Raw genomic sequence first — 26,700 nt, forward strand, 5'->3', positions numbered from 1 at the left:
AAGGGATTCAGCGCAAACCATGAAACTGTCGCCCATGATGCAGGAATACTGCAAAACAAAAGAAGAATACAAAGACTGCATCTTATTTTATCGTCTCGGGGATTTCTACGAGATGTTTTTTGATGATGCACTTCTGGTATCCAAGGAGCTGGAACTGACGCTCACCGGTAAAGACTGCGGTCTGGAAGAACGTGCTCCTATGTGTGGAATTCCCTTTCATGCAGCTGATACCTATATTAACCGTCTTATTGAACGGGGACATAAAGTTGCAATCTGCGAACAGGTAGAGGATCCGAAAAAAGCAAAAGGACTTGTAAAGCGTGCTGTTATCCGTGTGGTTACTCCCGGAACTACTTTAGATGCAACTTCTTTGGATGAGTCAAAGAACAATTATCTGATGTCAATTGTCTCCATAGCAGACCGCTTTGGTTGTGCAATAGCGGATATTACCACAGGTGACTGTTTCCTTACAGAAGTACCAAATAGCCAGAAACTGGTTGATGAGATCAACAAATTCAGTCCGGCTGAAATCATATGTAATGATTCCTTTTTTATGAGTGGGGTTGACACAGACGATTTGAAAGAACGTCTTGGAATTTGTATTTTTTCCCTGGATGCCTGGTATTTCGATGATGATACCTGCAGAAAAGAATTAAGGGAACATTTTCACGTAACCAATCTGGAAGGCCTTGGAATCAGCGATTATGACAGTGGAATCATAGCTGCCGGAGCGCTGTTTTTGTATCTTAAGGAAACGCAGAAGACTGCACTTTCTCAGATGACTACCATCCGTCCTTATACGGCAGAGCGTTATATGCTGATTGACAGCTCCAGCCGACGAAATCTGGAGTTGGTGGAGACCCTCCGTGAAAAGCAGAAAAGAGGTTCTCTTCTCTGGGTACTGGATAAGACTAAAACAGCCATGGGTGCCCGTACTCTTCGCTCCTTTGTGGAACAGCCACTGATCGATGCAGAAGAGATCAATCGCAGACTGGAAGCTCTTGAAGAGCTGAATGAGAAACCGATGCTCCGCGATGAGATCCGGGAATATCTCAATCCAGTGTATGACCTGGAGCGTCTGGTCAGCCGCATCAGCTTTAAGTCTGCAAATCCAAGAGATATGGTAGCATTTGCGTCCTCTCTGGAAATGATTCCTTATATTAAACAGGTTCTCAAGGACTTTCAGGCACCGATTCTGAAAGAAATCTACGAGGACATGGACAGTCTTGAAGATATTACAGATCTGATCAAGCACGCCATTGTAGATGAACCGCCCCTTGCCCAGAAGGATGGAGGCATTATTCGTGAAGGCTTTAACGAAGATGTGGATAAATTCCGCAGTGCCCGCACAGATGGAAAAAAATGGCTTACAGAGCTGGAAACAAAGGAACGTGAGCGTACCGGAATCAAATCCCTGAAGATCAAATATAACCGTGTATTCGGCTATGCCCTTGAGGTAACCAATACGTTTAAAGAACTGGTGCCGGAGAACTACATCCGTAAACAGACTCTTGCAAATGCAGAACGTTATATTACCGAGGAGTTGAAAAACCTTGAAAATATGATCCTTGGCGCTGAAGATAAACTTTATGCCCTGGAATACGAGCTGTTTTCCAATGTCCGTGATAAAGTTGGCCAGGAAGTGATAAGAATCCAGCGTACAGCCAAGGCAATTGCAGGTCTGGATGTGTTTGCATCCCTGGCGCTTGTTGCTGAGCGCAATCATTATGTACGCCCGAAGGTAAATGAAGGCGGAATTATAGATATCAAAGGTGGCCGTCATCCGGTTGTAGAGCAGATGATCGATAATGATATGTTCATTGCCAACGATACATACCTTGACAATACTAAAAAAAGAATTTCCATTATTACAGGCCCCAATATGGCAGGTAAATCTACATACATGCGTCAGACTGCGTTGATCGTACTTATGGCGCAGATTGGAAGCTTTGTTCCGGCAGATAAGGCTGTGGTTGGAATTGTAGACAGAATCTTTACTCGTGTAGGTGCATCAGATGACCTTGCCAGCGGACAGAGTACTTTCATGGTAGAAATGACTGAGGTTGCCAATATCCTTAGAAATGCCACTGCCAAGAGCCTTCTGATCCTGGATGAGATCGGCCGTGGAACCAGTACCTTTGATGGTCTTGCCATTGCCTGGGCAGTGATTGAACATATCAGTAATACAAAGCTTTGTGGAGCCAAGACATTATTTGCCACACATTATCATGAACTGACTGAACTGGAAGGAAAACTATCTGGCGTTACCAACTACTGCATTGCAGTTAAGGAAAAAGGTGACGATATTGTTTTTCTCCGCAAGATTGTAAAAGGCGGCGCAGATAAGAGCTATGGAATTCAGGTCGCCAAGCTGGCAGGTGTTCCGGATTCTGTTATTAACCGTGCAAAAGAGCTGGTTGAGGAATTAAGCGATGCAGACATTACTGCTGCTGTAAAAGATCTGGCTTCACCGAAGAAGAAGCCGAAGGTAGAAATGGATATGGCGCAGATGTCATTATTTGACACTGTACAGGACAATGACATTATTGAAGAATTAAAAGGCATTGACATTGGAAATCTGACTCCCATGGAAGCCTTAAATACGTTATACAATCTTCAGAATAAGATAAAGAACAGATGGTAACTGACAGCTGACTTTCATATATGGTGCTGTCACCGGCAGGCGACATGTCCGTATTGTGAACCGAAGCGGTCAACCTGCTTTTATATGGAGAGAAAAACTTGAGAAAAATAGCAGTTTTAGATAAACATACCATTGATAAAATTGCAGCAGGTGAGGTGGTAGAGCGCCCTTCTTCTGTTGTAAAGGAGCTTGTAGAAAATTCCATTGATGCTGGTGCTACTGCTGTAACAGTAGAGATTACAGATGGAGGAAAGAAGCTGATCCGTATTACAGACAACGGAGGGGGAATTGAGGCTGCTCAGGTACCTACGGCATTCTTAAGTCATGCTACCAGCAAAATTGAAAAAGTAGAAGATCTGGAAAACATAGCCTCACTGGGATTCCGTGGTGAGGCTTTATCCAGTATTGCCGCAGTTTCCCAGGTGGAGCTGATCACAAAAACTCCTTCTGCTATCAGCGGCGTGCGTTATGTGATCGAAGGCGGCGTAGAACAAAGCCTTGAGGAAATGGGAGCTCCAGATGGAACTACTTTCCTGGTTCGGAATCTTTTTTACAACACACCGGCCCGGAGCAAGTTCCTGAAATCTGATTCTTCAGAAGCAAATTATATTGGAACTATGATGGAACAGCTTGCTCTTTCCCATCCGGAGATTTCTTTTAAATATATTCAGAACAAACAGGTGAAACTGCATACTTCCGGCAATTATAATGTGAAGGATGTTATTTATAATGTATATGGCCGGGATATGGCGAAAGCACTTCTGGAAGTCTTCTACGAAAATGATTTTATGAAAATTGAGGGATACGCCGGCAAACCGGAGGTTTCCAGAGGAAACCGAAGCTTTGAGAACTACTATGTAAATGGCAGATTTGTGAAAAACAATATTATTACGAAGGCCATTGAGGATGCATATAAGGGCTTTGTCATGCAGCATAAATTTCCTTTTGTGTCATTGCAGATCCAGATGACAGGAAATGATCTGGATGTAAATGTTCATCCCCGGAAACTGGAGGTTCGTTTTGCAAGAGGGGCGGAGGTGTATGATGCCATTTACGAGGCTGTTCACAATGCGCTTCTTCACAGAGAACTGATACCGGTTGTTCCAGTGGGAAAAGAGGAGCGGGAATCAAAGGTGGCAGCAGTAAGCCGCGGAGCAGTTCCGGAGCCATTTGAGAAAAGCCGCAGGACGGAACTTCATTGTGAAGGTGCTGCTGAAAAAGCTGGTCGAAGCAGCGCAGGGAATAATGAAAGCTGCTATTCACAGGCTGCTGAAAAAACAGTTCTAACTGGAAAAACAGCTCTAACTGAAAAAACAGCTCCAACTGGAAAAATAAATTCATCTGGAAGCCTTGTAAACAGCTCTGGCTGTCAGGCCAGCAGTGTGCTTCGTGAGCAGGCAATTTATCAGGCGAAGCCATTTAGCAAGGAAGAGGAAGCTCTTTTTGCAGGAACTTTAAAAGAGGCTGCGGAGGCAGATAAAAGAGCGGATGAAAAAGCAGAAGAAAAAGCGGATAAAAGTGCAGATGAAAAAGCGGCAGAAGATAACATATCGGTTGAGAGAATGAATGAAGCCGATAATCAGGCAGAGACTGCTGTATCCGTAAACTATGAGATACCAGATAAATCTGAGCCTGGACAGAGTGATCCAGGCTCAGAATATCCATCCGTTGGGGGAAAGCAGCTTGAGCTTTTTCAGGAGAAACTTCTGGCACCAGAATCCCGAAGCCGCCATAAGCTGATTGGCCAGTTGTTTGACACCTACTGGCTGGTGGAATTTGAAAACCAGTTTTACATTATCGACCAGCATGCAGCTCACGAAAAGGTAAATTATGAGCGCTTTGTAAAACGTTTTAAAGAACAGTCCATTGAATCGCAATATCTGAATCCTCCGCTTGTGGTGACCTTGAACATGGATGAACAGGCGAAATTAAAAGCCAACGAAGAATATTTCAGGAAATACGGTTTTGAGATTGAACCCTTTGGTGGAAGGGAATACTGTATCAGTGCAGTTCCGACAAATTTGTACGGATTCCATGAAGAAGAACTCTTTCTGGAAATGCTTGACAATCTGGGAGGAGAAGGTGCAAAGGATGCTTTTGACCTTTTCACAGCAAGACTTGCCACAATGGCATGCAAATCTGCTGTCAAAGGAAATCATCAGATGTCTGCTCTGGAGGCAGATAAGCTGATCGACGAGCTTCTTACTCTGGACAATCCATATAATTGTCCTCATGGCCGTCCCACTATCATTGCGATGACAAAGACAGAAATTGAAAAGAAATTTAAGCGAATTGTATAAACAGGAGAGATTATGAAAAAACCTCTTATTGTCCTTACCGGTCCCACTGCAGTTGGAAAAACCAGGCTGTCTATTTCTCTGGCAAAAGCCATTGGCGGCGAGATCATATCTGCAGATTCCATGCAGGTTTATAAATATATGGATATTGGCTCTGCGAAGATCATGCCAGAAGAAATGCAGGGAGTTCCCCATTACCTGGTGGATGAGCTGATGCCAGAGGAAGAATTTCACATTGTGCGTTTCCAACAGATGGCAAAGGATGCCATGGAAAAGATTTACACCAGGGGACATATTCCCATTCTGGTGGGGGGAACCGGCTTTTATATTCAGGCGGTGACCAGAGACATTGATTTTACCCAGGCTGAGCAGGACGATGGATACCGGGCCGGTCTGGAGGCGATTGTCCAGGAAAAAGGTGCTGCATATCTTCATCAGATGCTGGCAGAGGTGGATCCCAAAAGCGCCGAAGTGATCCACGAAAACAACACGAAGCGTGTAATCCGCGCACTGGAATTTTATCATCAGAACCATAGCCCTATTTCCGCACACAATGAGGAGCAGCAGGAACGAACCAGCCCCTATAATCTGGCATACTTTGTGCTGAATGCACCACGGGAGCTTTTATATAAACGCATTGATAAGCGGGTGGATGAAATGATGACCAGCGGTCTTGTGGCAGAAGTCCAGAAGCTGAAGGACATGGGCTATCACAGAGGTATGGTTTCCATGCAGGGTCTTGGATATAAAGAAATCCTGGCCTATCTGGATGGAGAAATGCCGCTGGAAGAGGCTGTGCGGATCTTGAAGCGCGACACCCGGCACTTTGCCAAACGCCAGCTCACCTGGTTCCGCAGAGAGCCGGAAACAGTGTGGGTGAATAAAGATGAGTTCGGGTATAACGAGGATAAAATGCTGGAGTATATGCTGAGCGTTTGCCATGAAAGAGGAATAACTGGAGAATAGTTACTTCAATAATCAGATTTTTCCCAGGGGGGATCGCCCGCCTTGAAAATAACAAAAAATGGAGGAATACCGTCAGACAGACGGAAAGAATTATTATGAAAGAATTATACGAGCAGCTGGGAATTTCTTCCCAGGTTTACGATTTTTGCCATGAAATAGAAGAATCCTTAAAGGAGCGTTTTGAACATTTTGACAAAACAGCAGAATATAACCAGATGAAAGTTCTTCTGGCTATGCAGAAAAACCGCGTCAGCGAGGAGTGCTTCGGCTCTTCTTCCGGTTACGGCTACAACGATTACGGCCGTGATACTCTGGAAAAGGTTTATGCGGATACCTTCCACACAGAAGCATGTCTGGTGCGTCCGCAGATTGCGTGTGGAACACATGCCCTGGCCATTGCTCTTTTTGGAAACCTGCGTCCAGGCGACGAAATGCTGGCACCAGCCGGAAAGCCATATGATACTCTTGAAGAGGTGATCGGTATCCGTCCATCCAAGGGCTCCCTGGCAGAATACGGAGTAACTTATCGTCAGGTGGATCTTCTTGAGGATGGAACTTTCGATTATGAAAATATCCGCAAAGCAATCAATGAGAAGACAAAACTGGTTGAGATTCAGCGCTCCAAAGGCTATATGACACGCCCCTCTTTTTCAGTAAAGCAGATTGGTGAGCTGATTGCATTTGTAAAGAGCATTAAGCCTGATGTGATCTGTATGGTAGACAATTGCTACGGCGAATTTGTTGACACGATTGAGCCCAGTGATGTTGGTGCAGATATGGTGGTTGGTTCTTTGATCAAAAACCCGGGCGGCGGACTTGCTCCAATTGGCGGTTACATTGCGGGAACCAAAGAGTGCGTGGAAAATGCTTCTTACCGTATGACCTGTCCGGGACTTGGTGCTGAGGTGGGAGCTTCACTTGGCGTAAACCGTTCCTTCTATCAGGGATTTTTCCTTGCACCGATGGTGACAAAGGGTGCGTTAAAGGGCGCTGTTTTTGCAGCCAATATTTATGAAAAGCTTGGATTTGACGTGGTTCCAAATTCCACAGAGCCAAGGCAGGATATTATTCAGGCAGTGACTTTAAAAAGTCCGGAGCGTCTGATCGCATTCTGTAAGGGGATTCAGGCTGCTGCCCCGGTTGACAGTTATGTTGATCCGGAGCCATGGGATATGCCAGGTTATGACAGTCAGGTCATTATGGCGGCTGGCGCATTTGTACAGGGCTCTTCTATTGAGCTTTCCGCAGATGGACCTGTGAAAGAGCCATATGCCGTATATTTCCAGGGAGGACTTACCTGGGAGCATGCAAAACTTGGCGTTATGATGTCCTTGCAGAAACTTGTGGAGCAGGATTTGGTAAAATTACAGTGAAATCATGAAAAACATGAATTTTCGTGCAATGCCAGGCGTGTAACTGTGAAGCGCTGAACCGTTACCATAAGTTCTTTAAAACAGATGTAAAAAACGGGAGTTTATATGGAGAAAAAACGTGTTATCGTTACAGGCGGCGGGGCGTCCGGGTTGATGGCTGCCATTGCAGCTGCAGAAAACGGGGCCGCTGTAACCATATTGGAACAAAATGAAAAACCAGGCAAAAAGATCTGCGCTACAGGAAACGGCAAATGTAATTTTACCAATATCCAGGTGCCGTCTGATGCATATCGAAGCGAAAATCCAGGCTTTGAACAGGCAGTTCTGAACCAGTTTCCGGTAGCAGACACGGTGAAATTTTTTACTCGGCTTGGAATTTATCCTGTGAATAAAAACGGCGGCTATCTCTATCCGCATAGCGGACAGGCAGCAAGCGTTGCTGAGGTATTGTGTATGGAAGCACGGAATCTTGGGGTAAAGATCAAGACCAACCAAAAAGTACAACGTGTTTTTAAGGAACAGGATATCTGGAAGGTTCAGGTAGAAGGCTGGATATACGAGGGTGAAGCAGTTATTCTTTCCAATGGTTCCAAAGCTTCTGCAATTTCCGGTTCCGATGGCAGCGGTTATGAGCTTGCCGCAGCACTGGGACACAGGCTCATAGAGCCTCTCCCGGCTTTAACTGCCCTGAAATGCAAGAATACAGGCTTTTCCGGCTGGGCAGGTGTCCGCACAGAAGGCAGAATTACGCTGCTTGTGGATGGGAAAAAAGTCACAGAGGAAACAGGAGAACTACAGCTTACTGATTATGGCGTATCCGGAATTCCGGTGTTTCAGGTCAGCCGATACGGAATCCGTGCACTGAAACAGGGAAAAAATGTGACTCTGATTTTAAACTTTCTGCCAGAATTTTCCCGGGAACAGTTGAAAGCTTTTCTGAAAATACGAAAGGAAAACTGCCCCTATAAAGGAAAAAAAGACTTTTTGACCGGACTTTTCCCGGATAAGCTTGCAAAAGTGCTTTTGTCAGCAAATGATCTGGAAGAAGCAATCAGCAGCTATCCGCTTAAAGTGACTGGTTATCAGTCTTTTGAACAGGCACAGGTGTGCTCAGGCGGCGTTGATACTACACAGGTTAACGCCCAAACCTTGGAATCCACACGAAATTCAGGCTTATATTTCGCAGGAGAACTATTGGACATTGATGGGAAATGTGGCGGTTACAATCTGCAGTGGGCCTGGTCCAGCGGTTATGTTGCAGGAGTGAATGCCAGCAAAATGTCAGAGCGTGTTTGAAAAAGGAGAATAACATGATTCGAATTACCCAGCTGAAACTTTCAATTAATCATACCCCGGAAGAGTTAAGCCAAAAGATCCGTAAGGAGCTTCGTCTGAAAAATGAAGGCTTCACTTACGAAATAGTGAAGCAGTCACTGGATTGCCGTCATAAAGAGGATAAAAAATTTGTTTATACGGTAGATGTGTTTTTGCAGGATAAAAACCAGGAAAGCAAGATCTTTCGAAGAATTCACAATAATAACATTATGTTAACTCAGAAAAAAGAATATACATTTCCATCTCCTGGTGAAGAGAAACTGAAATATCCGCCGGTCATTGTAGGAAGCGGACCTGCCGGAATTTTTTGTGCCTGGTATCTGGCGAAGGCCGGTTATCGCCCCCTGGTTCTGGAACGAGGAGAGGAAGCGCATGTCCGTCAGAAGACGGTCGAGAATTTCTGGAAAAATGGCGTACTGGATCCGGATTCCAATGTGCAGTTTGGGGAAGGTGGTGCTGGTACTTTTTCTGACGGAAAATTAAATACTCTGGTAAAAGATCCTTCAGGAAGAAATCATGAAGTACTGAAGCGTTTCGTGCAGGCGGGTGCACCGTCGGAAATTATCTATCAGCAGAAACCACATCTTGGTACAGACGTGCTGGTTGGCGTGGTGGAGACTCTTCGCCATGAAATTGAGGAAATGGGCGGCAAATTCCAGTTCCGTTCCAAAGTGACAGATCTTTTTTTTGAAAACAGTCAGTTAAAAGAAATTGAGATAAATGGGGAAAAAAGGATTCCGGCCCAGGTATGTGTGCTGGCAGTTGGACACAGCGCAAGAGATTCCTTTTTCATGTTTGAGAAAAAAGGAATCTATATGGAACCAAAATCTTTTGCAGTAGGTGTACGTATGGAACATCCACAGTCCATGATCAATCTAGCTCTTTATGGGGAAGAGGAAAACGAGAAACTTGGAGCAGCTGCTTATAAAGTCACTCACACATGTGAAAATGGCCGTGGTGTTTATTCCTTTTGCATGTGTCCGGGAGGTTATGTGGTGAACGCTTCTTCGGAACCGGAGATGCTTGCTGTAAATGGTATGAGCTATCAGGCCAGGGACAGCCGCAATGCAAACAGTGCGCTGATCGTATCGGTGACTCCGGCTGATTTTCCAGAAGAGGGTCCACTGGGCGGTGTAGCATTCCAGCGCAGTCTGGAACGCGCAGCGTGGAAAGCTGGAAATGGTAAGGTTCCGGTACAGTTGTTTGAAGATTATCAGAATCATAAGCCAAGTACAAGACTTAAAGATGTAGAACCTTGTATTAAGGGTGACTGTGTTCCAGGTGATGTGCGCAGTATTTTTCCAAAAGAGATCGGTGATTCCATAGAAGAGGGTGTTCTTGCCTTTGGAAAAAAAATCAAAGGCTTTGACCGTCCTGATGCAGTGTTGTCCGGCGTGGAAAGCAGAACATCATCTCCGGTGCGTATTGTCCGTGATAAGGATTCCCTGGAAGCAAACTATGAGGGGATTTACCCATGTGGGGAAGGCGCTGGATATGCAGGCGGGATTACTTCTGCTGCTATGGATGGCATAAAAGTAGCGGAAGCTGTTTCTAAAAAGTTTAGAAATTTTTAGGAGAGAGTGTACATCTCTCCTTTTTTATGCTAAAATGAGTCTGCATTGTGAAACACAATGCGGGGAAAACTGTCTTTGTGTCTCGGGGAATAAGAAGAATCTGCTTATTATGGCATGAAGAACAGTCCCATTACTGTTCATTGGCAAAGCTGCGCGAAGTATGCTTTGGGTATGGTGTGAGCAGTATCCTGTCAGTCCTGGAGAACTGCAGGTGAAAGATATGAATGAAATGAAACAGACCATCAGAGAACTGCCGGAGTCGTCACGTCCTTATGAGAAATGTCTGCAGTGGGGACCATCCGTGCTCAGCGACAGCGAGCTTCTGGCAGTGATCCTGAGAAGCGGTGTACAAGGCTGCAATTCTCTTGTACTCGCCAATCAAATCTTAAGTCTTACGAAAGATACCTCCTATCCGGGACTTCTGGGACTTTTACATATGTCCATTCCGGATCTGATGAAGGTGAACGGAATCGGGAAAGTCAAGGCCGTCCAGCTGAAATGTATCGGGGAGCTTTCCAAGCGGATGGCGTCTGCTGTTGCCAGACCAAGACTTTCTTTTAACGAACCCATCACGATAGCAAAATACTATATGGAACGTCTCCGGCACGAAGAGCAGGAAGTATTGATCGTTATGCTGCTGGATGGAAAAAACCATTTTCTTGGTGAGCAGATGCTTTCCCGGGGAACCGTGAATTCAACTCTGATCACTCCAAGGGAGGTTTTTATGGAAGCATTGAAGTTTCACGCTGTAAGTGTGATCCTGGTTCATAACCATCCAAGCGGAGATCCTACGCCCAGTGAATGTGATAAGAAAATTACAGAGCGTATTTACCGGTCTGGGGAGATTCTTGGGGTGAAGCTTCTGGATCACGTTGTGATCGGTGACCAGAGATACATTAGCTTTAAAGAACAGGGAATGATGCCGGAGGAATGATCCGCCGGAAGTGCTGACGCCGTCTGTAAACCAGTGGCGGGTATTTGTTTTTGCAGGGCATAGTAAGGATGAAGGGACAGATATATGCTGTTTGAAAAAACATATGGAATAGACCTTGGAAGCAGTTCCGTCAAGGTCTATTCCATGATTCGAAATAAAAGCTACATTGAGAAGAACATGATTGCGGCCAAGGGCCGCAAAATCATAGCCGTGGGCAACGAAGCGTATGAAATGTTTGAGAAAGCACCCTCTGATATTTCCGTAAGTTCGCCGATGGCTTTTGGTATGATAGCCAATCTGGAACTGCAGGAAATTGTACTTTACAGTATGATGAAAAAAATTGATAAAATTCTGGGAATAGGCTCTGTCATGTACTTTGCAGTTCCTCTGGACATGACTGCTATTGAAAAAAGAGCTTATTATCAGGTGGCGAATGGACATTGGCTGCGGAAGAACAGGGTTTACATGGTAGAGGCTCCTATTGCAGATGCCATAGCTATGGGTGTGGATCTGGAGAACAATGCAGGAAGCATGATCGTAAATATTGGTGCCCAGAGTACGAATTTTTCCATTATTACGGGAGGCCGTATTATCATAAACAAGAAGATTCCAATTGGCGGACGTCAGATGAATGAGGCCGTGTGCAGCGAAGTACGCAAGCGTTATAATCTTCAGATCGGTACCCGTACCGGGAAGCGGCTGAAGCTGGTAATGGGACGGCTTGCAGACCAGCATAAGCAGGCACGTAAGGTTGTAGGAATTGACAGTGTTTCCGGTCTTCCAAGGGAAGAGGTTATTTCTGCCTATGTAGTCAATGCGGGAATCATGAACTGTGTCAATGAGATCGGTGCCCAGATGAAGGTTTTTCTGGAACGTATCCCGCCGCAGATATCCTACCACATTGCGAAAGAAGGCATTTTCCTTACCGGAGGGAGCACCAGAATCCCTCATATAGATACATATCTGGCAAGTTACACAGGCTATTCTTTTAACCTGTCAGATCTTTACGAAACTTCAGCTGTAAAAGGTCTGGAGAAGATCATCCACGACAGAGAACTTCGTAAATGGGCTCAGCCCATCACACAAAGAAAATTATAGTAACTGTGAAGGTACTGAACAGTTATAAATCATAAATTTTTAGGGGTGCCATTTTATGAAAAACCTTAAGAAAAAATTTCGATTTCGCATAAATCTGAAAAGTAAACATTTGCTGGCGATTATGACACTTTTCTGTCTGAGCTGTATTGTGGCTACATTTGCTTCAGGTATTTCCACAGCTCCTTTGCAGGAAACAGCGGGAATTGTCATAGTCCCTTTTGAAAAAAGCATTGAAAAGATCGGCAGTATGGTCCGTTCTATTAGGGACAGTTTCAAGGACAAACAGGATCTGCTTTTTGAAAATGAAGAGCTGAAGGCAGAACTGGACAGTCTGACTACACAGAATAACAAACTGATCCAGGATCAGGGGGAATATCAGAGACTGAAAGAACTTTACAATCTGGATCAGACCTATGAGGACTATCCGAAGGTGGCTGCGACTATCATTTCCAAAGATCCTGGAAACTGGTACGATACCTTTATGATCAACAAAGGTTCTGATGATGGGATAAGGGTCGATAATAATGTGATCGCAGGCAAGGGGCTTGTTGGAATTGTCACAGAAGTTGGTTCCTCCTGGGCTACTGTCCGCTCCATTATTGATGACAGCAGCAGCGTAAGTGCAATGACTGTAAGCACTTCTGATAACTGTATTGTAAACGGAGACCTGGAACTGATTGATGAAGGAAAGCTTCGCTTTGAGCAGCTTTATGATCAGGAGAACAAGGTGACTGTCGGGGAACGTATTGTTACTTCCAATATCAGTGAGAAATTTGTAGAAGGATTGTTTATCGGATATGTAAGCGAAGTGCAGGTAGACAGCAATAATCTGACTAAGACAGGAACCATTGTAACACCTGTGGATTTCCTTCATTTGAAAGATGTATTTGTTATTACTGTGAATAAGCAGGATCTGGTAGACGGAACTGCGCAGGTGGAAGGCAATTCTGACAGCGGCAGTTCTGACAGTACTTCTGGCGACAGCAGTCAGGAGAGTAGCGGCAGTACTGACAGCAGTGCGGCAGACGGACAGGAGGGCGCAGATGAAGGGTAAGATTGTCTATTTTCTTACGATCGTAATATGTTTTCTTCTGCAGTGTACGGTTATGGATCTGATTTCTATTGGCTCTGTAACTCCTAATCTGATGCTGGTTTTCTGTGTATCCATGGGGCTTATGCGCGGGCGCAAAAGCGGCCTTTGGGCAGGATTTTTTTCAGGGCTTTTTGTGGATCTGTTCTTTGGATCAGTATTTGGATTTTATGCTTTGATCTATATGTATATTGGTTATTTAAGTGGATATGCGCACAGGATTTATTACGATGATGATGTGAAGGTTCCTATGTTTCTGACTGCAGTTGCAGATCTTTTATATAATCTGTCTGTTTATGGGCTGCAGTTCCTTTTAAGAGGCAGACTGGGACTTGGGACTTATCTGTACAGGATCATTATCCCGGAAATGTTTTACACGGTATTTATTACCTTGATTGTATACCGGATTTTCCGTTACATAAACTATCACTACATGAACATAACCAGGAAAGAAAGTGAGTCAATTTGGGTACTAAAATAAAACGAATTTTCAAGAAAATCAGTTTAAAACGAACAACAGTCCTGATCTTGGTATTTGTGATAATGTCAGTTGTTCTGGTGCGTAGATTATTTGATCTGCAGATTATTCAGGGAGAGGATTACATCAGCAAATTCCAGGCCAGGACAACCAAAGAGCGTGTGCTCAAGAGCACCCGCGGAAATATTCTGGACAGAAACGGAGATATTCTTGCATCTAATGTGCTATCCTATTCTCTGACGCTGGAAGATAATGGAACTTACACTTCTACAAGGGAGAAGAATCTTACATTAAATGGTGTAGCCTATCAGGTACTTCAGATCCTTCACAGCAACGGAGATGATATTACCCATTCCTTCCATATTGTGGTAGATAAGAATGGAGAGTATGCTTTTGATGTTGTTGAGGGCTTTACCCTGAATCGCTTCCGTGCCGATATTTATGGACAGGCATTGATCGATGATCTGAAAGATGAACAGAAGACGGCGACTGCGGATCAGATGATGGAGTTTCTCACTGGTTCCGAGAAATTTTCTATTGTTCTTAGCGGTGATCGTGCTTATACAGAGGACGAGCTGATCTCCCATGGTCTGCCTCTTACTTTGACCAAGCAGGAAATGCTTGATATTGCAACTATCCGCTACGAACTGAATACCAACAGTTTTAAGAAATACATGCAGGTTACCATTGCTACCAATGTCAGTGAAAAGTCGGTAGCTGCGATCATGGAGAATAAGACCGGACTGCAGGGAATTGATGTGGTTGAGGATTCCATCCGCCAGTATATTGATGATGAAAGCATGGCACCAATCCTTGGCTATACTGGTAAGGCTTCCTCCGAGGAGCTGACAGAGCTTCGGAAACAGAATCCGGATTATTCCAATGATGCGATCGTAGGTAAAGCAGGAATTGAGCAGTATATGGAACTTACCCTTCAGGGAACAGACGGTAAGGAGACGGTTTCTGTTGATAACCTTGGAAAGGTTCTAAAAATTGACGAGGACACCAAAGTAGAGCCGGTTGCAGGAGATGATGTGCAGCTTACTATTGAAACTGACTGGCAATCGGCAATCTATCAGATCCTCAAACAGCGTGTGGCTGGTGTTCTTCTGACGAAAATTGATGCGGCAAAGACTTTTGATTACACGTATGTCACAGATGCCAGTCAGATCCGTATTCCTATTTATGATGTATACAATGCCCTGATTTCCAACAGTGTGATTGATATCACCAAATTCAGCAATGAGGATGCCTCTGACATAGAAAAAAATTTATATGCCAAATTTCAACAAAAGCAGCAGAGAGTTTTTGATACAATAAGCACGAAGCTGAATGGCTCAAACCCGCCAGCCTATAAGGATGAAGATGAAGAAACACAGGAATATCTGTCTTACATCTGTAATGACCTTCTTAGAGACACGCTTGGAATTATTTCCAAAGATGCCATCGATACATCAGATGCTACTTACAAGGCCTGGACAACAGATGAAACCATCAGCCTGAAGGATTACCTGACTTATGCCACAAGCCAGGGCTGGATCGACATCAGCAGCTTTTCACCGGAAGGAGAGTATCTGGATTCTGAGGAAATTTATCAGGCACTGACAGCATATATTATCGATTATCTCAGTACAGATACTGGATTTTCCAAGCTCCTTTACAAATATATGCTGCAGGAAGATACAATTTCCGGACAGGAAATCTGCCTGGTGCTTTATGAGCAGGGAGTTCTTGACAAAAATGATGATGATTATGAGAATCTGGCTTCCGGAGCAATGGGAGCTTATGATTTTATGATCAACAAGATATACACTCTGGAGATAGAGCCTGCACAGCTGGCATTAATGCCATGCTCAGCGTCCGCTGTGGTTGTAGATGTAAAGACTGGAGATGTAGTTGCACTTGTTTCCTATCCCGGATATGACAATAATCGTCTGACCAATGATATGGATACAGATTATTATGCAAAGCTGGCACTTGACCAGTCCAGTCCGTTCTTCAATAAAGCGACCCAGCAAACCACTGCGCCAGGTTCCACACTGAAGCTTCTTTCAACAATTGCAGGAATGGAAGAAGGAATTATTGACGAAGGTACATATATTGAATGTACCGGAACTTTTGACTATGTAGATCCGCCTATTAATTGCTGGTATAAGAATGGTCATGGAAGTCTGGATATCCGTACTGCAATCGAGCAGTCCTGTAACTATTTCTTTAACATGATCGGTTTTCAGCTGGGAAAAGTAGGGGATAATGAGTTCTCCGAAGTGCAGAGTCTGAATAAGCTTCAGGAATATGCTTCTTTGATCGGTCTGGACCGGAAGACTGGAATCGAGCTTTCAGAGGCAACTCCGAAGGTTTCCGATGCCAAAGCAGTTCCATCTTATATGGGACAGGGAAATAACCTGTTTACCACATCAGAACTGGCTCGTTATGCTACTGTTATGGCTACTTCCGGGAATGTATTTAAACTGACCCTTCTGGACAAAGTAATGGACCCGAAGGGAGATGTGATCCAGGAGTATGAGCCGGAAATTGAGGATGTGGTAAATATTTCTTCAAATATCTGGGATGTGATCCATGATGGTATGCGTCGTGTGATCCAGACTCATTCCCAGTTTGACGGTCTTGGAGTAGAAGTGGCAGGTAAAACCGGTACAGCAGAGCTGGATCTTCGCCATCCAAACCATGGTCTGTTTGTCGGTTATGCGCCGGCTTCTGATCCGGAGTATGCAGTGGCAATCCGTATTGCCAATGGTTATAGCTCCGGTAATGCATGTCTGATTGCTAATGATATTTTTAAATATATGTACAATCTTGCAGATAAAGATTCTATTCTCACAGGTATTGCTTCTACAGATACCAGTGATACATCGAATGACTAAAAACGATTTTGCTGCTGTTCATAGTCTGATCAGCAGTACTGGATATGCCTGCCGGGAGTGTTCCGGCAGGCATATCCATAAGAGAAATACCAGGATTTTGGAACATTTTGTTTAGGAGGAATCAGAAGAAATGGGTGAAGTCATTGTCATTACATCCGGAAAAGGCGGTGTAGGAAAAACCACTACAGTTGCCAATATAGGAACTGGTCTGGCTATGATGGGAAAGAAAACCGTGGTTGTGGATACGGATATTGGTCTTCGTAATCTGGATGTTGTGCTTGGGTTGGAGAACCGGATCGTGTATAATCTGGTAGATGTGGTGAATGGAAGCTGCCGTCTGAAACAGGCTCTGATCAAGGACAAGCGCCATCCGGAGCTCTATCTGCTGCCATCTGCGCAAACCAAGGATAAAACTGCCGTATCACCGGAACAGATGATCAAACTGACGGATGATCTGCGAGAAGAGTTTGATTATATATTGCTGGATTGTCCGGCTGGAATTGAGCAGGGATTTAAGAATGCCATTGCAGGTGCGGATAAAGCTCTTGTAGTGACGACACCGGAGGTATCTGCAATTCGCGATGCGGATCGTATCATTGGTCTTTTGGAAGCAAATGATCTGCGGGATATCCATCTGATCATCAACCGTCTTCGTCCTGACATGATCGCCAGGGGAGATATGATGTCTGTGGATGATGTAACAGAGATTCTGGCTGTAGATCTGATTGGAACTCTTTTAGATGACGAGCAGATTGTAATAGCAACCAATCAGGGTGAGCCTCTTTCTGGTAAAAATTCTCAGGCGGAGGAGGAATACCAAAATATTTGCAAACGGCTTATGGGAGAGGAAGTTCCCTTTGCAGAACTCAGACAGAAGAAAGGTATGTTTTCAAGACTGTTTAAAAGACATTGATATTCAGGTAATAATTAGTTACGCAAAATAGCATGTTGGTTGCTTGTAATAATGTTATGTCAACTAATACTCTGGAATGGAGGGATTTTGCATGAAGACCTTTTTTAATGAAAGAAGGCGTTCAGCAGGATATGCTCGCGACAGGATGAAACTTCTTCTTATCTCAGAACGCATAGAATGCTCTCCGCAGATGATGAAAATGTTAAAAAGTGACCTGGTACATACAGTAAAGAAGTATGTGACCATAGAGGAAACTAAAGTGAAAATACAGATATCACAGGAACCGCCTGTTTTAATGGCGTATATTCCTGTGTTGACGAAAAAGGACAGATAAATTTATGATTAAACAGTATAAGCTACGTTTTTACAATTTTAAACTAGTGATCCTTCTGACTGCGATCAGTCTGTTTGGAGTGCAGCTGGTAGCAAGTGCGTCGCCAGATCTTCGAAACAAACAGCTTTTGGGCGTTGTGATGGGGCTTGTGTTGCTGGTGATCTTATCGTTAATGGATTATTCCTGGATATTGAATTTCCAGTGGATCATGTATGGGTTTAATCTGCTTATGCTTATTGGTGTACGATTGTTCGGAAGTGAGGCAGGAGGTGCGTCCAGATGGCTGGATATCGGTGGTTTCCGTTTTCAGCCTACCGAGCTTTCCAAGGTTATTATTATTCTGTTTTTTGCCAAGTTTTTTATGGATCATGAAGATGATATCAATACTTTCAGAGTGTTGGCAGAATCAGTGCTCCTTCTGGCTGTTCCATTGGCTCTTATTTATGCACAGCCGGATATGAAAAATACCATTACGGTAACCATTATTTTCTGTATTCTGCTGTATATAGCAGGACTGAGTTACAAGATCATCGGAGGTGCGATTCTGATCGCGGTTCCCCTTTTGATCATATTTTTGTCCATTGTTGTGCAGCCGGATCAGACCCTGATCAAGGATTATCAGAGAACGCGTATTATGTCTTTCCTTTACCCGGAAAACGAGGAATATCAGGAGGATATTGAACAGCAGAATAACTCGAAGACGGCTATTGCCTCCGGAGAACTGGTTGGGAAAAAGCTTACCGGGGATGACCAGGTTTCTTCTGTAAATGCCGGAAACTTTGTTGCAGAGAACCAGACCGACTTTATCTTCGCGGTTGCCGGAGAAGAGTATGGATTTATAGGATGTACAACTTTAGTTGTATTATTGCTGCTGATTTCAGTTGAATGTATCAGGATGAGCCTCAGGGCCAAGGATCTGGCCGGGAAGATTATCTGCTGCGGAATTGGCAGTGTTGTAGCTATACAGAGTTTTTTAAATATCTGCGTTGCTACTGGACTGGCACCTAATACTGGTACGCCTCTTCCTTTTGTAAGTTATGGTCTGACTTCCCTAGTCAGCTTGTTTATCGGTATGGGGCTTGTGATGAATGTAGGTCTGCAGAGCAGTACTTATAATAAAGAACTTAAGAGAAAAGAAATTGATAAGAAAGAGGAATATTTATGACAGCCGCAAAAAAGAAGAACTCAAGACGTAAACAGGCAAGATTTCGAAGTTCCAGAAGAAAGAGAATCAGAAATACTGTTCTTTTGCTGTTGCTTTTGGTTGTACTTGGCGGTACTGGGATCGGTGCAATTTATGTTCTCCGAAATGGAACTGTTTTTGATAAGCTGGAGGAGGCATATGTAGCTTCCAGAGAGTTTTCTGGTGGAATTACAGACTTAGACAGCCTGAGAGCTGATGGTTTTGCTAAGAATCTGTGTGTGGTCGTATCAGATGTTCCTATGGATGGTGTTTCCCTTGGGGAAAACCAGAAAGGACTTCTTCTGGATCTGGATGACAGAAAGGTGCTTTATTCCAAACAGGCACTTCAAAAGGTATACCCAGCAAGTATCACCAAGATCATGACAGCTATGCTGGCACTGAAATATGGAAATATGAATGATGTAGTAACCATTACACAGGAGAATCTGAATCTGGAGGAGGGTTCACAGGTTTGCGGCTTTTGGGCAGGTGACCAGGTGACTATGGATCAGCTTCTTCATTGTCTGCTGGTTTATTCAGGTAATGACGCAGCAGCGGCTATTGCAGAGCATGTGGGTGGTTCTACAGATGGGTTTGTGGAGATGATGAACAGTTATGCCAGGGAGCTTGGCTGTACCGGAACCCATTTTACCAATCCTCATGGACTGCAGGACGAAAACCATTATACCACTCCCTATGATATCTATCTGATGCTAAAGGAAGCTTTGAATTATCCGGAGTTTACTCAGATCACACAGTCCGGATCTTATACCGTAGAATATACTCATGCGGACGGAAGCAGTGCAAGTACCACATTACTTGCCACAGACCATTATCTCACAGGAGAAGCTACCCCTCCTAAGAATGTGACTATTCTGGGTGGAAAGACCGGTACTACGGACAATGCAGGCAACTGTCTGGCGTTGCTGAGCCAGAATGCTTATGGAAAGCCGTACATTTCCATTGTAATGGGTGCCTCCACAAAAGACGAGCTGTATGAGCAGATGTCGTCCCTTTTGCAGAATATAAACTAGTCAGTCGGTTTATGAATCGTAGCCACAATTGAGAAAAATAGACAGAAATATTAAAAAAACTCTTGAAAATTTAGAAAAATTATACTATAATATGAAACATATTAAACAAGGTTTTGGTAAAAATTTAATATCATATTGTCTAAGGAGGAAAACATCATGGTTGAACTGATCGTAGGAAAGAAAGGCAAAGGCAAAACAAAAGTGCTCTTAGACAGAGTAAACGGTGCGGTGAAAGAAGCCAACGGAAGCATTGTTTACCTTGACAAGAGTACCAAACATATGTATGAGCTTAACAATAAGGTACGTCTTATCGACGTCTCCTCTTATCCATTGAAGAATGCAGATGAATTCGTAGGTTTCATCTGTGGTATTATTTCTCAGGATCATGATCTTGAGCAGATTTATCTGGACAGTTTCCTCAAGGTTTCCAAGTTGGAAGACGCTGATGTTACAGATACACTTGATCAGCTGGACAAGATCGGTGAGAAATATGGAATTTCAATAGTTGTAAGTATTTCGCTTGACAAAGAAGAGATTCCGGAAGCATTACAGGATAAGATTGCAGTAGCATTATAATCTCGGATAATATGATATTGCAGCTATAAACTCAGTAAAACCAAATTAGAGGTACATAAGGACATGACTCGACTGTGGGTCATGTCCTTTTTTGAGCTGCGCCTTAGAGCGTGTTTGAAAAATCATTCCTACAATCTGCACGCTCCACTTTGAGGGAGATTTTGCAGAAAGTTTTGAATTGATTTACAATAATAATATTATGTGAATTAAATGCGGTGATTACAACAATTGTACGTGTGAAGCAGATGTTAATCTTCACGCAGCTTTACAGCAGTGGCTGCCTGACGCCGTCTGGAATCGTCTAAGGCTGCATAATGCTTCTTGGTAGTATTCACGTCCTTATGGCCTAAAACGTCCGCTACAAGGTAAATATCGCCTGTTTCCTGGTAGAGGGCGGTGCCGTAGGTACTGCGGAGTTTATGAGGGGTGATTTTCTTGGTGGTGGTAACCTGGCGGGCATATTTTTTGACCAGGTTTTCAACGGCCTGGACACCAATTCGTTTGCGCTGGGTAGAGTAGAAGAGAGCGTGTTCGTGGCCTTCTACAGGAATAATGTTCTTGCGTACTTCCAGGTAGTTTTTCAGAGCTTTTTCTACTTCAGGACCGAAATATACAACCATTTCATTTCCACCTTTTCGAGTAACCTTGATTCCATTGTTTTTGAAATCTACGTCTTCTATGTCAAGACCTACACATTCAGAAACACGAACACCTGTTCCGAGCAGAAGAGTAACGAGAGCGAGGTCACGGTCTTTGTTTTTTTCATAATATACCTTTTTCTGACCGGTAAGGTCGTCCCCGCCGTGCTCAATATAATCCAGCAGCAAGGCAACTTCATCAGCTTCCAAGCGAATGATACTTTTCTGATGAATCTTTGGAACGTCCACAAGGACGGTAGGATTTGTGTGAATCATTTCACGTTTAAAATAATATGCATAAAAACTTCGCAATGAGGACATTTTTCGCTTCAGACCACGTTCGCCATTGGTTTCCGTTTTATCCCCGGCCTGGTAAACTTTCAGATATTCTTCATATTCTTCAAGATCAACAGCTGTGATCTGATCCAGGACATCCACTGTAAAGGCATCTATAGACCAGTCCCTGAAGGCTGGATTTTGTTCCAGAAGAAACTGGAAGAAAATGCGGATGTCATATGCATAGGAAATTCTGGTTTTAGTTGTGGTACGAGGTTCAATGGCACGAAAGAAATCCTTGCAAAATGGCGGCAAGGTTTTTAGAACATCACGAAGCCGCAAGGTATTTTCGACGTCAGTCTGTTCGTGGTAGGTGACTTTTTTATCCATGAAAGATTCTCCTTTAGAAGTAATAATGATACCAATCTATATGAAAAACTCGGGTTTGTCGTATAGATCTAGATGAGGGGTATAACGCCGAATCAGCCACTTCTTCTGGCTGTTTTCGGCGTTTTTCAGAATTTCATTAAATGTTAAAATATAATTGATGGTTCGACTGCATTCATTATGCAGTTACAGACGATTCTGAACATCTGGCGCACCGGTTTCAATAAAGCTTGGCCGGTTTCGTTACAATTGCTGTTAATTTTACATGATCGATTCGTCCAACATCACTGTAAACGGTCCATCGTTTTCCAGTGAAATTTTCATATCAGCGCCAAAAATACCATGCTGAACAACTGGAACAACTTTTGCAGCTTCCTTTAGCATGTATTCATAAAGTTCATTTGCCTGTTCTGGCGCACCGGCTTCAATAAAGCTTGGCCGGTTTCCTTTTTTGCAGTTGGCATATAACGTGAATTGTGAAACCATCAAAAGCTCCCCATTTACATCTGCCAGGGAAAGGTTTGTTTTGCCATTTTCATCTTCAAAAATTCGAAGTCCTAGCATTTTTTTCATATATTTGTCTGCAATTTCCCTGGTATCATTCTGACCTATGCCGACCAGTACAAGAAAGCCCTTCCCAATATTTCCGATAACTTCACCATCTACTTTTACGCTTGCATGATTTACACGTTGTATTAAAAGCCGCATGTTAATTTCCGTCCTTTTTACTGTTTTGTTTCTGTCTGTACTCTTCTATCAATTGTCTGACTTTTTGATAAATTATCACAGAATATTTTTTTATAAGGATCCAGATTGTAGTCAGGATTTTCTGGATCGTTTTTAACAAAGTAAGGGTAAATTTCAACATTGCAGTGCGTCTGGGTGTCTCTCTCTTCTTCGGCTCTTCTGCCGGGAAAAGAACGGGTTCATGTGTTTCCGGATCCAGACAGTCAATGTTGGTGTATTTTTGCTCCTCATCTGGAACCTGCTTATAGATCAGGCTGATATGGACAAGCCTGCCAAGTGCCGCGTAAAGCACTGCAAAAACAGGAACGCCAATGATCATACCTGGGATTCCAAAGATTCCACCGCCAATAAGGATGGCGACAATGACCAGAAAACTGGAAAGTCCTGTGGAATCACCAAGAATCTTCGGTCCAAGAATATTGCCGTCAAACTGCTGGAGAACAAGAATAAAAATTGCAAAATAAATAGCCTGCAGCGGATCCACCAATAAGATGAGAAAAATACTTGGGATTGCTCCGAGGTAAGGTCCAAAAAATGGAATTACGTTGGTTACACCAATGATCACACTGATCAAAAGTATATATGGCATATTCAAAAAGTTCATACCAATATAACACAATACGCCAATGATGGCAGAATCCAAAATCTTACCACTGAAAAATCCGATAAAGGTTCTATTGGTAAAACGCATGGAATGGATGATAAAATTCGCATGCTGGGTATTAAAAATTGCGTAGGTGAGCATTTTTGCCTTGGCAATGAATCCCTCTTTATCTGCCATCAGGTACAGGGAAACGATAGCTCCGATGAGGAAATTCTTCAGAAAATTAATTAATTCAAACACACCTGCGGAAATATTTTTTAGCATTTCCTGCATCTGCGGAAGGATATTCGTAGTCAGGTAGTCCTGCGCTGTGGTGATGGACTGATTCAAAGTGTCCAGTGCATCACTGTTCAGATTCCATTTCTCAATGAAAGACTGCAGCCATTTCTGAATAACCTTCACATAGGCTGGAAAACTGTAGATCAGACCCATAATACTTCGGATCAGTTCTGGCAGAATCATCATAATAAGGGCATAAATAAGAGCAAGGAAGAGAAACATACATAAAATTACGCATGCCCACCGAATTGCCTTGCGCCCCTTCTTTCCTACTGATACTTCCTTCCTGGCAAGAAGCGGATAAATGATTTTTTTCTCCAGGAAATTTAATACAGGGGTCAGTAAAAAGGCAATCACGACCCCATAAACAATAGGTGTGAGAATCCCCAGAAATGTCTGAATTCCTGTAATCAGTGTCTTCATATGGAAAACACCATAATAAAAGAGCATACTGGCTGCGATTACAAGGAAAGAAGTTACTCCCCAGCGAACATGTTGATTGTCCCAGCGTAATTTCATATTCTAATATCGTCCTCCTGAAACATGAATGCAAAATATGTGTTACTGTCTGCTGTTTGCACAGTAACCAATAAGTGTCTGTACTGTTATTTATTTAACAGCGATTGCTATCTATTATAACACAGTTTTGTCTCAATGTCTCATTAAAAAAATATAAAGTGGCGATGGCGTTTGAAAACAGGAACCGAAAACAGGAATTGAGATGCAACAAATTACAAAAGGAGCTCTCTTTCGAGAACTCCTTATTTTCACATGATTCTGTATATTATTTCTTAAGGTCATCAAAAATATGTATGGTATTGATAATCGCCTGGGCAGCACCTTCGATACCAAGCACACTGCTGTCAACGCTTAAGCTGTAGCCCGCTGCTGCACCCCATTTCTTATTGGTGTAGTAATTATAGTAACTTGCACGGCTCTTATCTGTTTTGGTGATCATATCTTTGGCTTCTTTAGGTGTCTTATTGTATTTGCCTGCAATACGCTTGATCCTCCAGTCCAGATCAGCATGAACAAAAACACTGAAACAGTCTTTATTATCTGCAAGAGCATAATCTGCACAGCGCCCTACCATAACACAGGGGCCTTCTGCAGCTAATTTCTTGATGGCTTCGAACTGTGCTAGGAAAACCTTGTGGTTCATAGGCATGTCTGTAAATCCAGCAGAAGAATATCCAAAAGAATAAGTATCCATTACAAGAGAATACAGAAAGCTGTTAGTTGGCCTCTCATCATGATTCTCAAATAATTCCTTGCAAATACCGCTGTCGTTTGCAGCATGCTCCAGAAGTTCTTTGTCGTAACACTTGATTCCAAAATATCTGGCTACTTCCTGACCAATCTGCCTGCCGGCGCTTCCATATTCACGTCCGATGGTAATAATTGAACTTGTTGTATTGTTCATATCTGCCACTCCCTTCTGCAATTCCTTTGTTACTGTTCACTTCGTGACTGGCAATTCATAGGAATTTTGTAAGATTATTATACACTACATCAGGGTAAACTGACAACTATTTTCTTAATTTTTCTAACAAATTGAGAAAATATTCTGGCAAAGGTGCGGAAAATTCCATATACTCTCCTGTTCTTGGGTGAACAAAGCCCAAAACCATGGCATGAAGAGTCTGTCCCTGGAGATGATAAGGATTTTTGCCTGAGCCATAGATCTCATCGCCAAGAAGAGGATGTCCAAGGCTGGTCATATGTACACGAATCTGATGGGTACGACCGGTTTCAAGGCGGCACTCGATATAAGTCGCATTCCCGAAACGTTCCAGGACTTTATAATGGGTGACAGCGTCTTTTCCATTTTTGTAGTTGATCGCCATTTTTTTCCGGTCAATTGGGTGGCGGCCGATCGGGCCTTCTACAGTACCTTCATCTTCCTTAAGATTACCTGCCACAATAGCCCGGTAACGCCGCTTGATAGTATGCGCTTTCAGTTGCTGGGCCAGATCACGGTGAGCCGTGTCATTCTTGCATACAAGAAGAGCTCCTGTAGTGTCCTTATCAATACGGTGGACGATTCCAGGACGCATAACCCCGTTAATACCGGACAGATTGCCCTGACAGTGGTACATAATAGCATTTACCAAAGTTCCGCTGGTGTGGCCATTTGCAGGATGGACTACCATTCCTTTGGGCTTATTTATCACCAGTACATCATCATCTTCGTATAAAATGTCCAAAGGGATATTTTCCGGAAGAATATCCGGTTCAGTCAGATCAGGCAGGGTTGTCTGAACCAGATCCCCTGCCTGTATTTTGTAGTTTGCTTTTACTGCTTTCCCATTGACGGTAACACCTTGTTCTTTCAGAAGCTTCTGAAGATAAGAACGGGAAAGTTCCTCATATTTATCGGAAAGACAGCGGTCTATGCGCACTCCTGCTTCATTTTCGGTTGCTGTAAATTCCAATTGCTCCATGTATCAGTAAAACTCCTCTCTCAATTACGCGGTATATGAAAAATCAGACAAATCAATTTACCTGGCAGATTTGTTCCCCGGTTTCAGAAAGTCAAAATCATTTTCTTCTTTATAACGGAAAAACATAAGAAATACCATCACTGTGATCCCACAGGTCACGTAAATATCTGCCACATTAAACGTGGGAAAATCAATCAGGGAAAAATAAATAAAATCTACCACATATCCACGGAAAACACGGTCTATAAAATTCCCCATTGCTCCAGCGAACACAATTGCCGCTGTATAAAGCAGTGGTCTATAATAAACAGTTGCAGGTGCTTTTATAAAAAGATATATAATAGCCACAAAAAAAACAATACAGGTAAGCACCAGAAAAAGAATCTTATTCTGGAGAAGGCCAAATGCCATGCCTCTGTTTTCAAGGTAACGAAGGTTTAACACATTATCAATAAGAGAAATCCCGGAGGATCCTCTCAGATACCTGATTGCAAGATACTTTGTTCCCTGATCCAGAAGAACCAGAAAAAGGATAAGCAGAATTCCTTTTAATTTAGGTGCTTTTAGTGGAAGATCATTGTAGTTTGAAGCTGTTTTATTTTCCATGATAG

The 26,700-nt window shown here is 43.3% G+C and carries 23 protein-coding genes; 16 read left to right on the forward strand and 7 right to left on the reverse strand.

What is annotated here, in order from left to right; translation table 11 throughout:
- Window positions 1-19 precede the first annotated feature (19 nt).
- The 16 genes from mutS to AB5618_RS14140 all read left to right on the forward strand — a co-directional run bounded on the left by mutS (window position 20) and on the right by AB5618_RS14140 (window position 20,714).
- Window positions 20-2,644, forward strand: coding sequence for a DNA mismatch repair protein MutS (gene mutS, locus AB5618_RS14065; protein WP_243110374.1), 2,625 nt, complete (start codon window positions 20-22; stop codon window positions 2,642-2,644).
- Window positions 2,645-2,742: 98 nt separating this feature from the next.
- Window positions 2,743-4,944, forward strand: a complete 2,202-nt coding sequence (gene mutL / locus AB5618_RS14070; protein ID WP_148463005.1) for a DNA mismatch repair endonuclease MutL — start codon at window positions 2,743-2,745, stop codon at window positions 4,942-4,944.
- Between the two features lie 12 nt (window positions 4,945-4,956).
- Entirely contained in the window at window positions 4,957-5,907 is a 951-nt protein-coding gene (gene miaA, locus AB5618_RS14075) for a tRNA (adenosine(37)-N6)-dimethylallyltransferase MiaA (protein ID WP_148463006.1), read from the forward strand.
- 95 nt (window positions 5,908-6,002) lie between these two features.
- The gene (locus tag AB5618_RS14080) at window positions 6,003-7,280 is read left to right on the forward strand and encodes a methionine gamma-lyase family protein (RefSeq protein WP_148463007.1); all 1,278 of its coding nucleotides are present in this window, start codon (window positions 6,003-6,005) and stop codon (window positions 7,278-7,280) included.
- Between the two features lie 105 nt (window positions 7,281-7,385).
- Window positions 7,386-8,576 (forward strand): NAD(P)/FAD-dependent oxidoreductase, encoded by a 1,191-nt coding sequence (locus AB5618_RS14085; protein ID WP_148463008.1) that lies wholly within the window; start codon window positions 7,386-7,388, stop codon window positions 8,574-8,576.
- Between the two features lie 14 nt (window positions 8,577-8,590).
- Window positions 8,591-10,189 (forward strand): FAD-dependent protein, encoded by a 1,599-nt coding sequence (locus tag AB5618_RS14090; protein WP_148463009.1) that lies wholly within the window; start codon window positions 8,591-8,593, stop codon window positions 10,187-10,189.
- Window positions 10,190-10,409: 220 nt separating this feature from the next.
- A complete protein-coding gene (gene radC, locus AB5618_RS14095; RefSeq protein ID WP_330590270.1) occupies window positions 10,410-11,123 on the forward strand; it encodes a DNA repair protein RadC in 714 nt (237 codons plus the stop codon).
- Between the two features lie 84 nt (window positions 11,124-11,207).
- A complete protein-coding gene (locus AB5618_RS14100; RefSeq protein ID WP_148463010.1) occupies window positions 11,208-12,221 on the forward strand; it encodes a rod shape-determining protein in 1,014 nt (337 codons plus the stop codon).
- Between the two features lie 55 nt (window positions 12,222-12,276).
- Complete coding sequence (gene mreC / locus AB5618_RS14105) at window positions 12,277-13,275, forward strand: rod shape-determining protein MreC (RefSeq protein WP_148463011.1); 999 nt, start codon at window positions 12,277-12,279, stop codon at window positions 13,273-13,275.
- Window positions 13,265-13,792, forward strand: a complete 528-nt coding sequence (gene mreD, locus AB5618_RS14110; protein ID WP_148463012.1) for a rod shape-determining protein MreD — start codon at window positions 13,265-13,267, stop codon at window positions 13,790-13,792. The genes mreC and mreD overlap by 11 nt, the downstream gene beginning before the upstream one ends.
- A gap of 56 nt (window positions 13,793-13,848) precedes the next feature.
- Window positions 13,849-16,674, forward strand: coding sequence for a penicillin-binding transpeptidase domain-containing protein (locus AB5618_RS14115; protein ID WP_330642250.1), 2,826 nt, complete (start codon window positions 13,849-13,851; stop codon window positions 16,672-16,674).
- A gap of 130 nt (window positions 16,675-16,804) precedes the next feature.
- Entirely contained in the window at window positions 16,805-17,587 is a 783-nt protein-coding gene (minD, locus tag AB5618_RS14120) for a septum site-determining protein MinD (RefSeq protein WP_148463014.1), read from the forward strand.
- Window positions 17,588-17,678: 91 nt separating this feature from the next.
- Entirely contained in the window at window positions 17,679-17,921 is a 243-nt protein-coding gene (gene minE / locus AB5618_RS14125; RefSeq protein ID WP_148463015.1) for a cell division topological specificity factor MinE, read from the forward strand.
- 4 nt (window positions 17,922-17,925) lie between these two features.
- Entirely contained in the window at window positions 17,926-19,086 is a 1,161-nt protein-coding gene (locus AB5618_RS14130; RefSeq protein WP_148463016.1) for an FtsW/RodA/SpoVE family cell cycle protein, read from the forward strand.
- The gene (locus AB5618_RS14135; protein WP_148463017.1) at window positions 19,083-20,138 is read left to right on the forward strand and encodes a D-alanyl-D-alanine carboxypeptidase family protein; all 1,056 of its coding nucleotides are present in this window, start codon (window positions 19,083-19,085) and stop codon (window positions 20,136-20,138) included. Before AB5618_RS14130 ends, AB5618_RS14135 begins: the two co-directional genes overlap by 4 nt.
- 156 nt (window positions 20,139-20,294) lie before the next feature.
- Window positions 20,295-20,714 (forward strand): twitching motility protein PilT, encoded by a 420-nt coding sequence (locus tag AB5618_RS14140; protein WP_118580215.1) that lies wholly within the window; start codon window positions 20,295-20,297, stop codon window positions 20,712-20,714.
- Between the two features lie 45 nt (window positions 20,715-20,759).
- On the opposite strand, the gene AB5618_RS14145 is transcribed toward AB5618_RS14140, so the two are convergent.
- The 7 genes from AB5618_RS14145 to lspA all read right to left on the reverse strand — a co-directional run bounded on the left by AB5618_RS14145 (window position 20,760) and on the right by lspA (window position 26,695).
- Entirely contained in the window at window positions 20,760-20,897 is a 138-nt protein-coding gene (locus AB5618_RS14145; RefSeq protein ID WP_368357286.1) for a DUF6783 domain-containing protein, read from the reverse strand.
- A 65-nt stretch (window positions 20,898-20,962) separates the two neighbouring features.
- Window positions 20,963-22,018 carry a tyrosine-type recombinase/integrase gene (locus AB5618_RS14150; RefSeq protein ID WP_148463018.1) on the reverse strand — a complete coding sequence of 352 codons (1,056 nt, stop codon included), beginning with the start codon at window positions 22,016-22,018 and terminating at the stop codon, window positions 20,963-20,965.
- A 258-nt stretch (window positions 22,019-22,276) separates the two neighbouring features.
- A complete protein-coding gene (gene dtd / locus AB5618_RS14155) occupies window positions 22,277-22,723 on the reverse strand; it encodes a D-aminoacyl-tRNA deacylase (RefSeq protein ID WP_148463019.1) in 447 nt (148 codons plus the stop codon).
- A 1-nt stretch (window position 22,724) separates the two neighbouring features.
- Complete coding sequence (locus tag AB5618_RS14160; protein ID WP_118580206.1) at window positions 22,725-24,164, reverse strand: AI-2E family transporter; 1,440 nt, start codon at window positions 24,162-24,164, stop codon at window positions 22,725-22,727.
- 265 nt (window positions 24,165-24,429) lie between these two features.
- Window positions 24,430-25,068: an AAA family ATPase gene (locus AB5618_RS14165; RefSeq protein WP_118580203.1), complete on the reverse strand. Its 639-nt coding sequence runs from the start codon at window positions 25,066-25,068 to the stop codon at window positions 24,430-24,432.
- A 106-nt stretch (window positions 25,069-25,174) separates the two neighbouring features.
- Window positions 25,175-26,089 carry an RluA family pseudouridine synthase gene (locus AB5618_RS14170; protein WP_118580200.1) on the reverse strand — a complete coding sequence of 305 codons (915 nt, stop codon included), beginning with the start codon at window positions 26,087-26,089 and terminating at the stop codon, window positions 25,175-25,177.
- A 57-nt stretch (window positions 26,090-26,146) separates the two neighbouring features.
- Window positions 26,147-26,695, reverse strand: coding sequence for a signal peptidase II (gene lspA / locus AB5618_RS14175; RefSeq protein ID WP_148463020.1), 549 nt, complete (start codon window positions 26,693-26,695; stop codon window positions 26,147-26,149).
- Window positions 26,696-26,700: the final 5 nt, after the last annotated feature.

The organism is Ruminococcus sp. J1101004sp1_RTP21198st1_B9_RTP21198_201120, assembly GCF_040924245.1.
In the GTDB taxonomy this organism is placed as follows: Bacteria; Bacillota; Clostridia; order Lachnospirales; family Lachnospiraceae; genus Blautia_A; species Blautia_A faecis.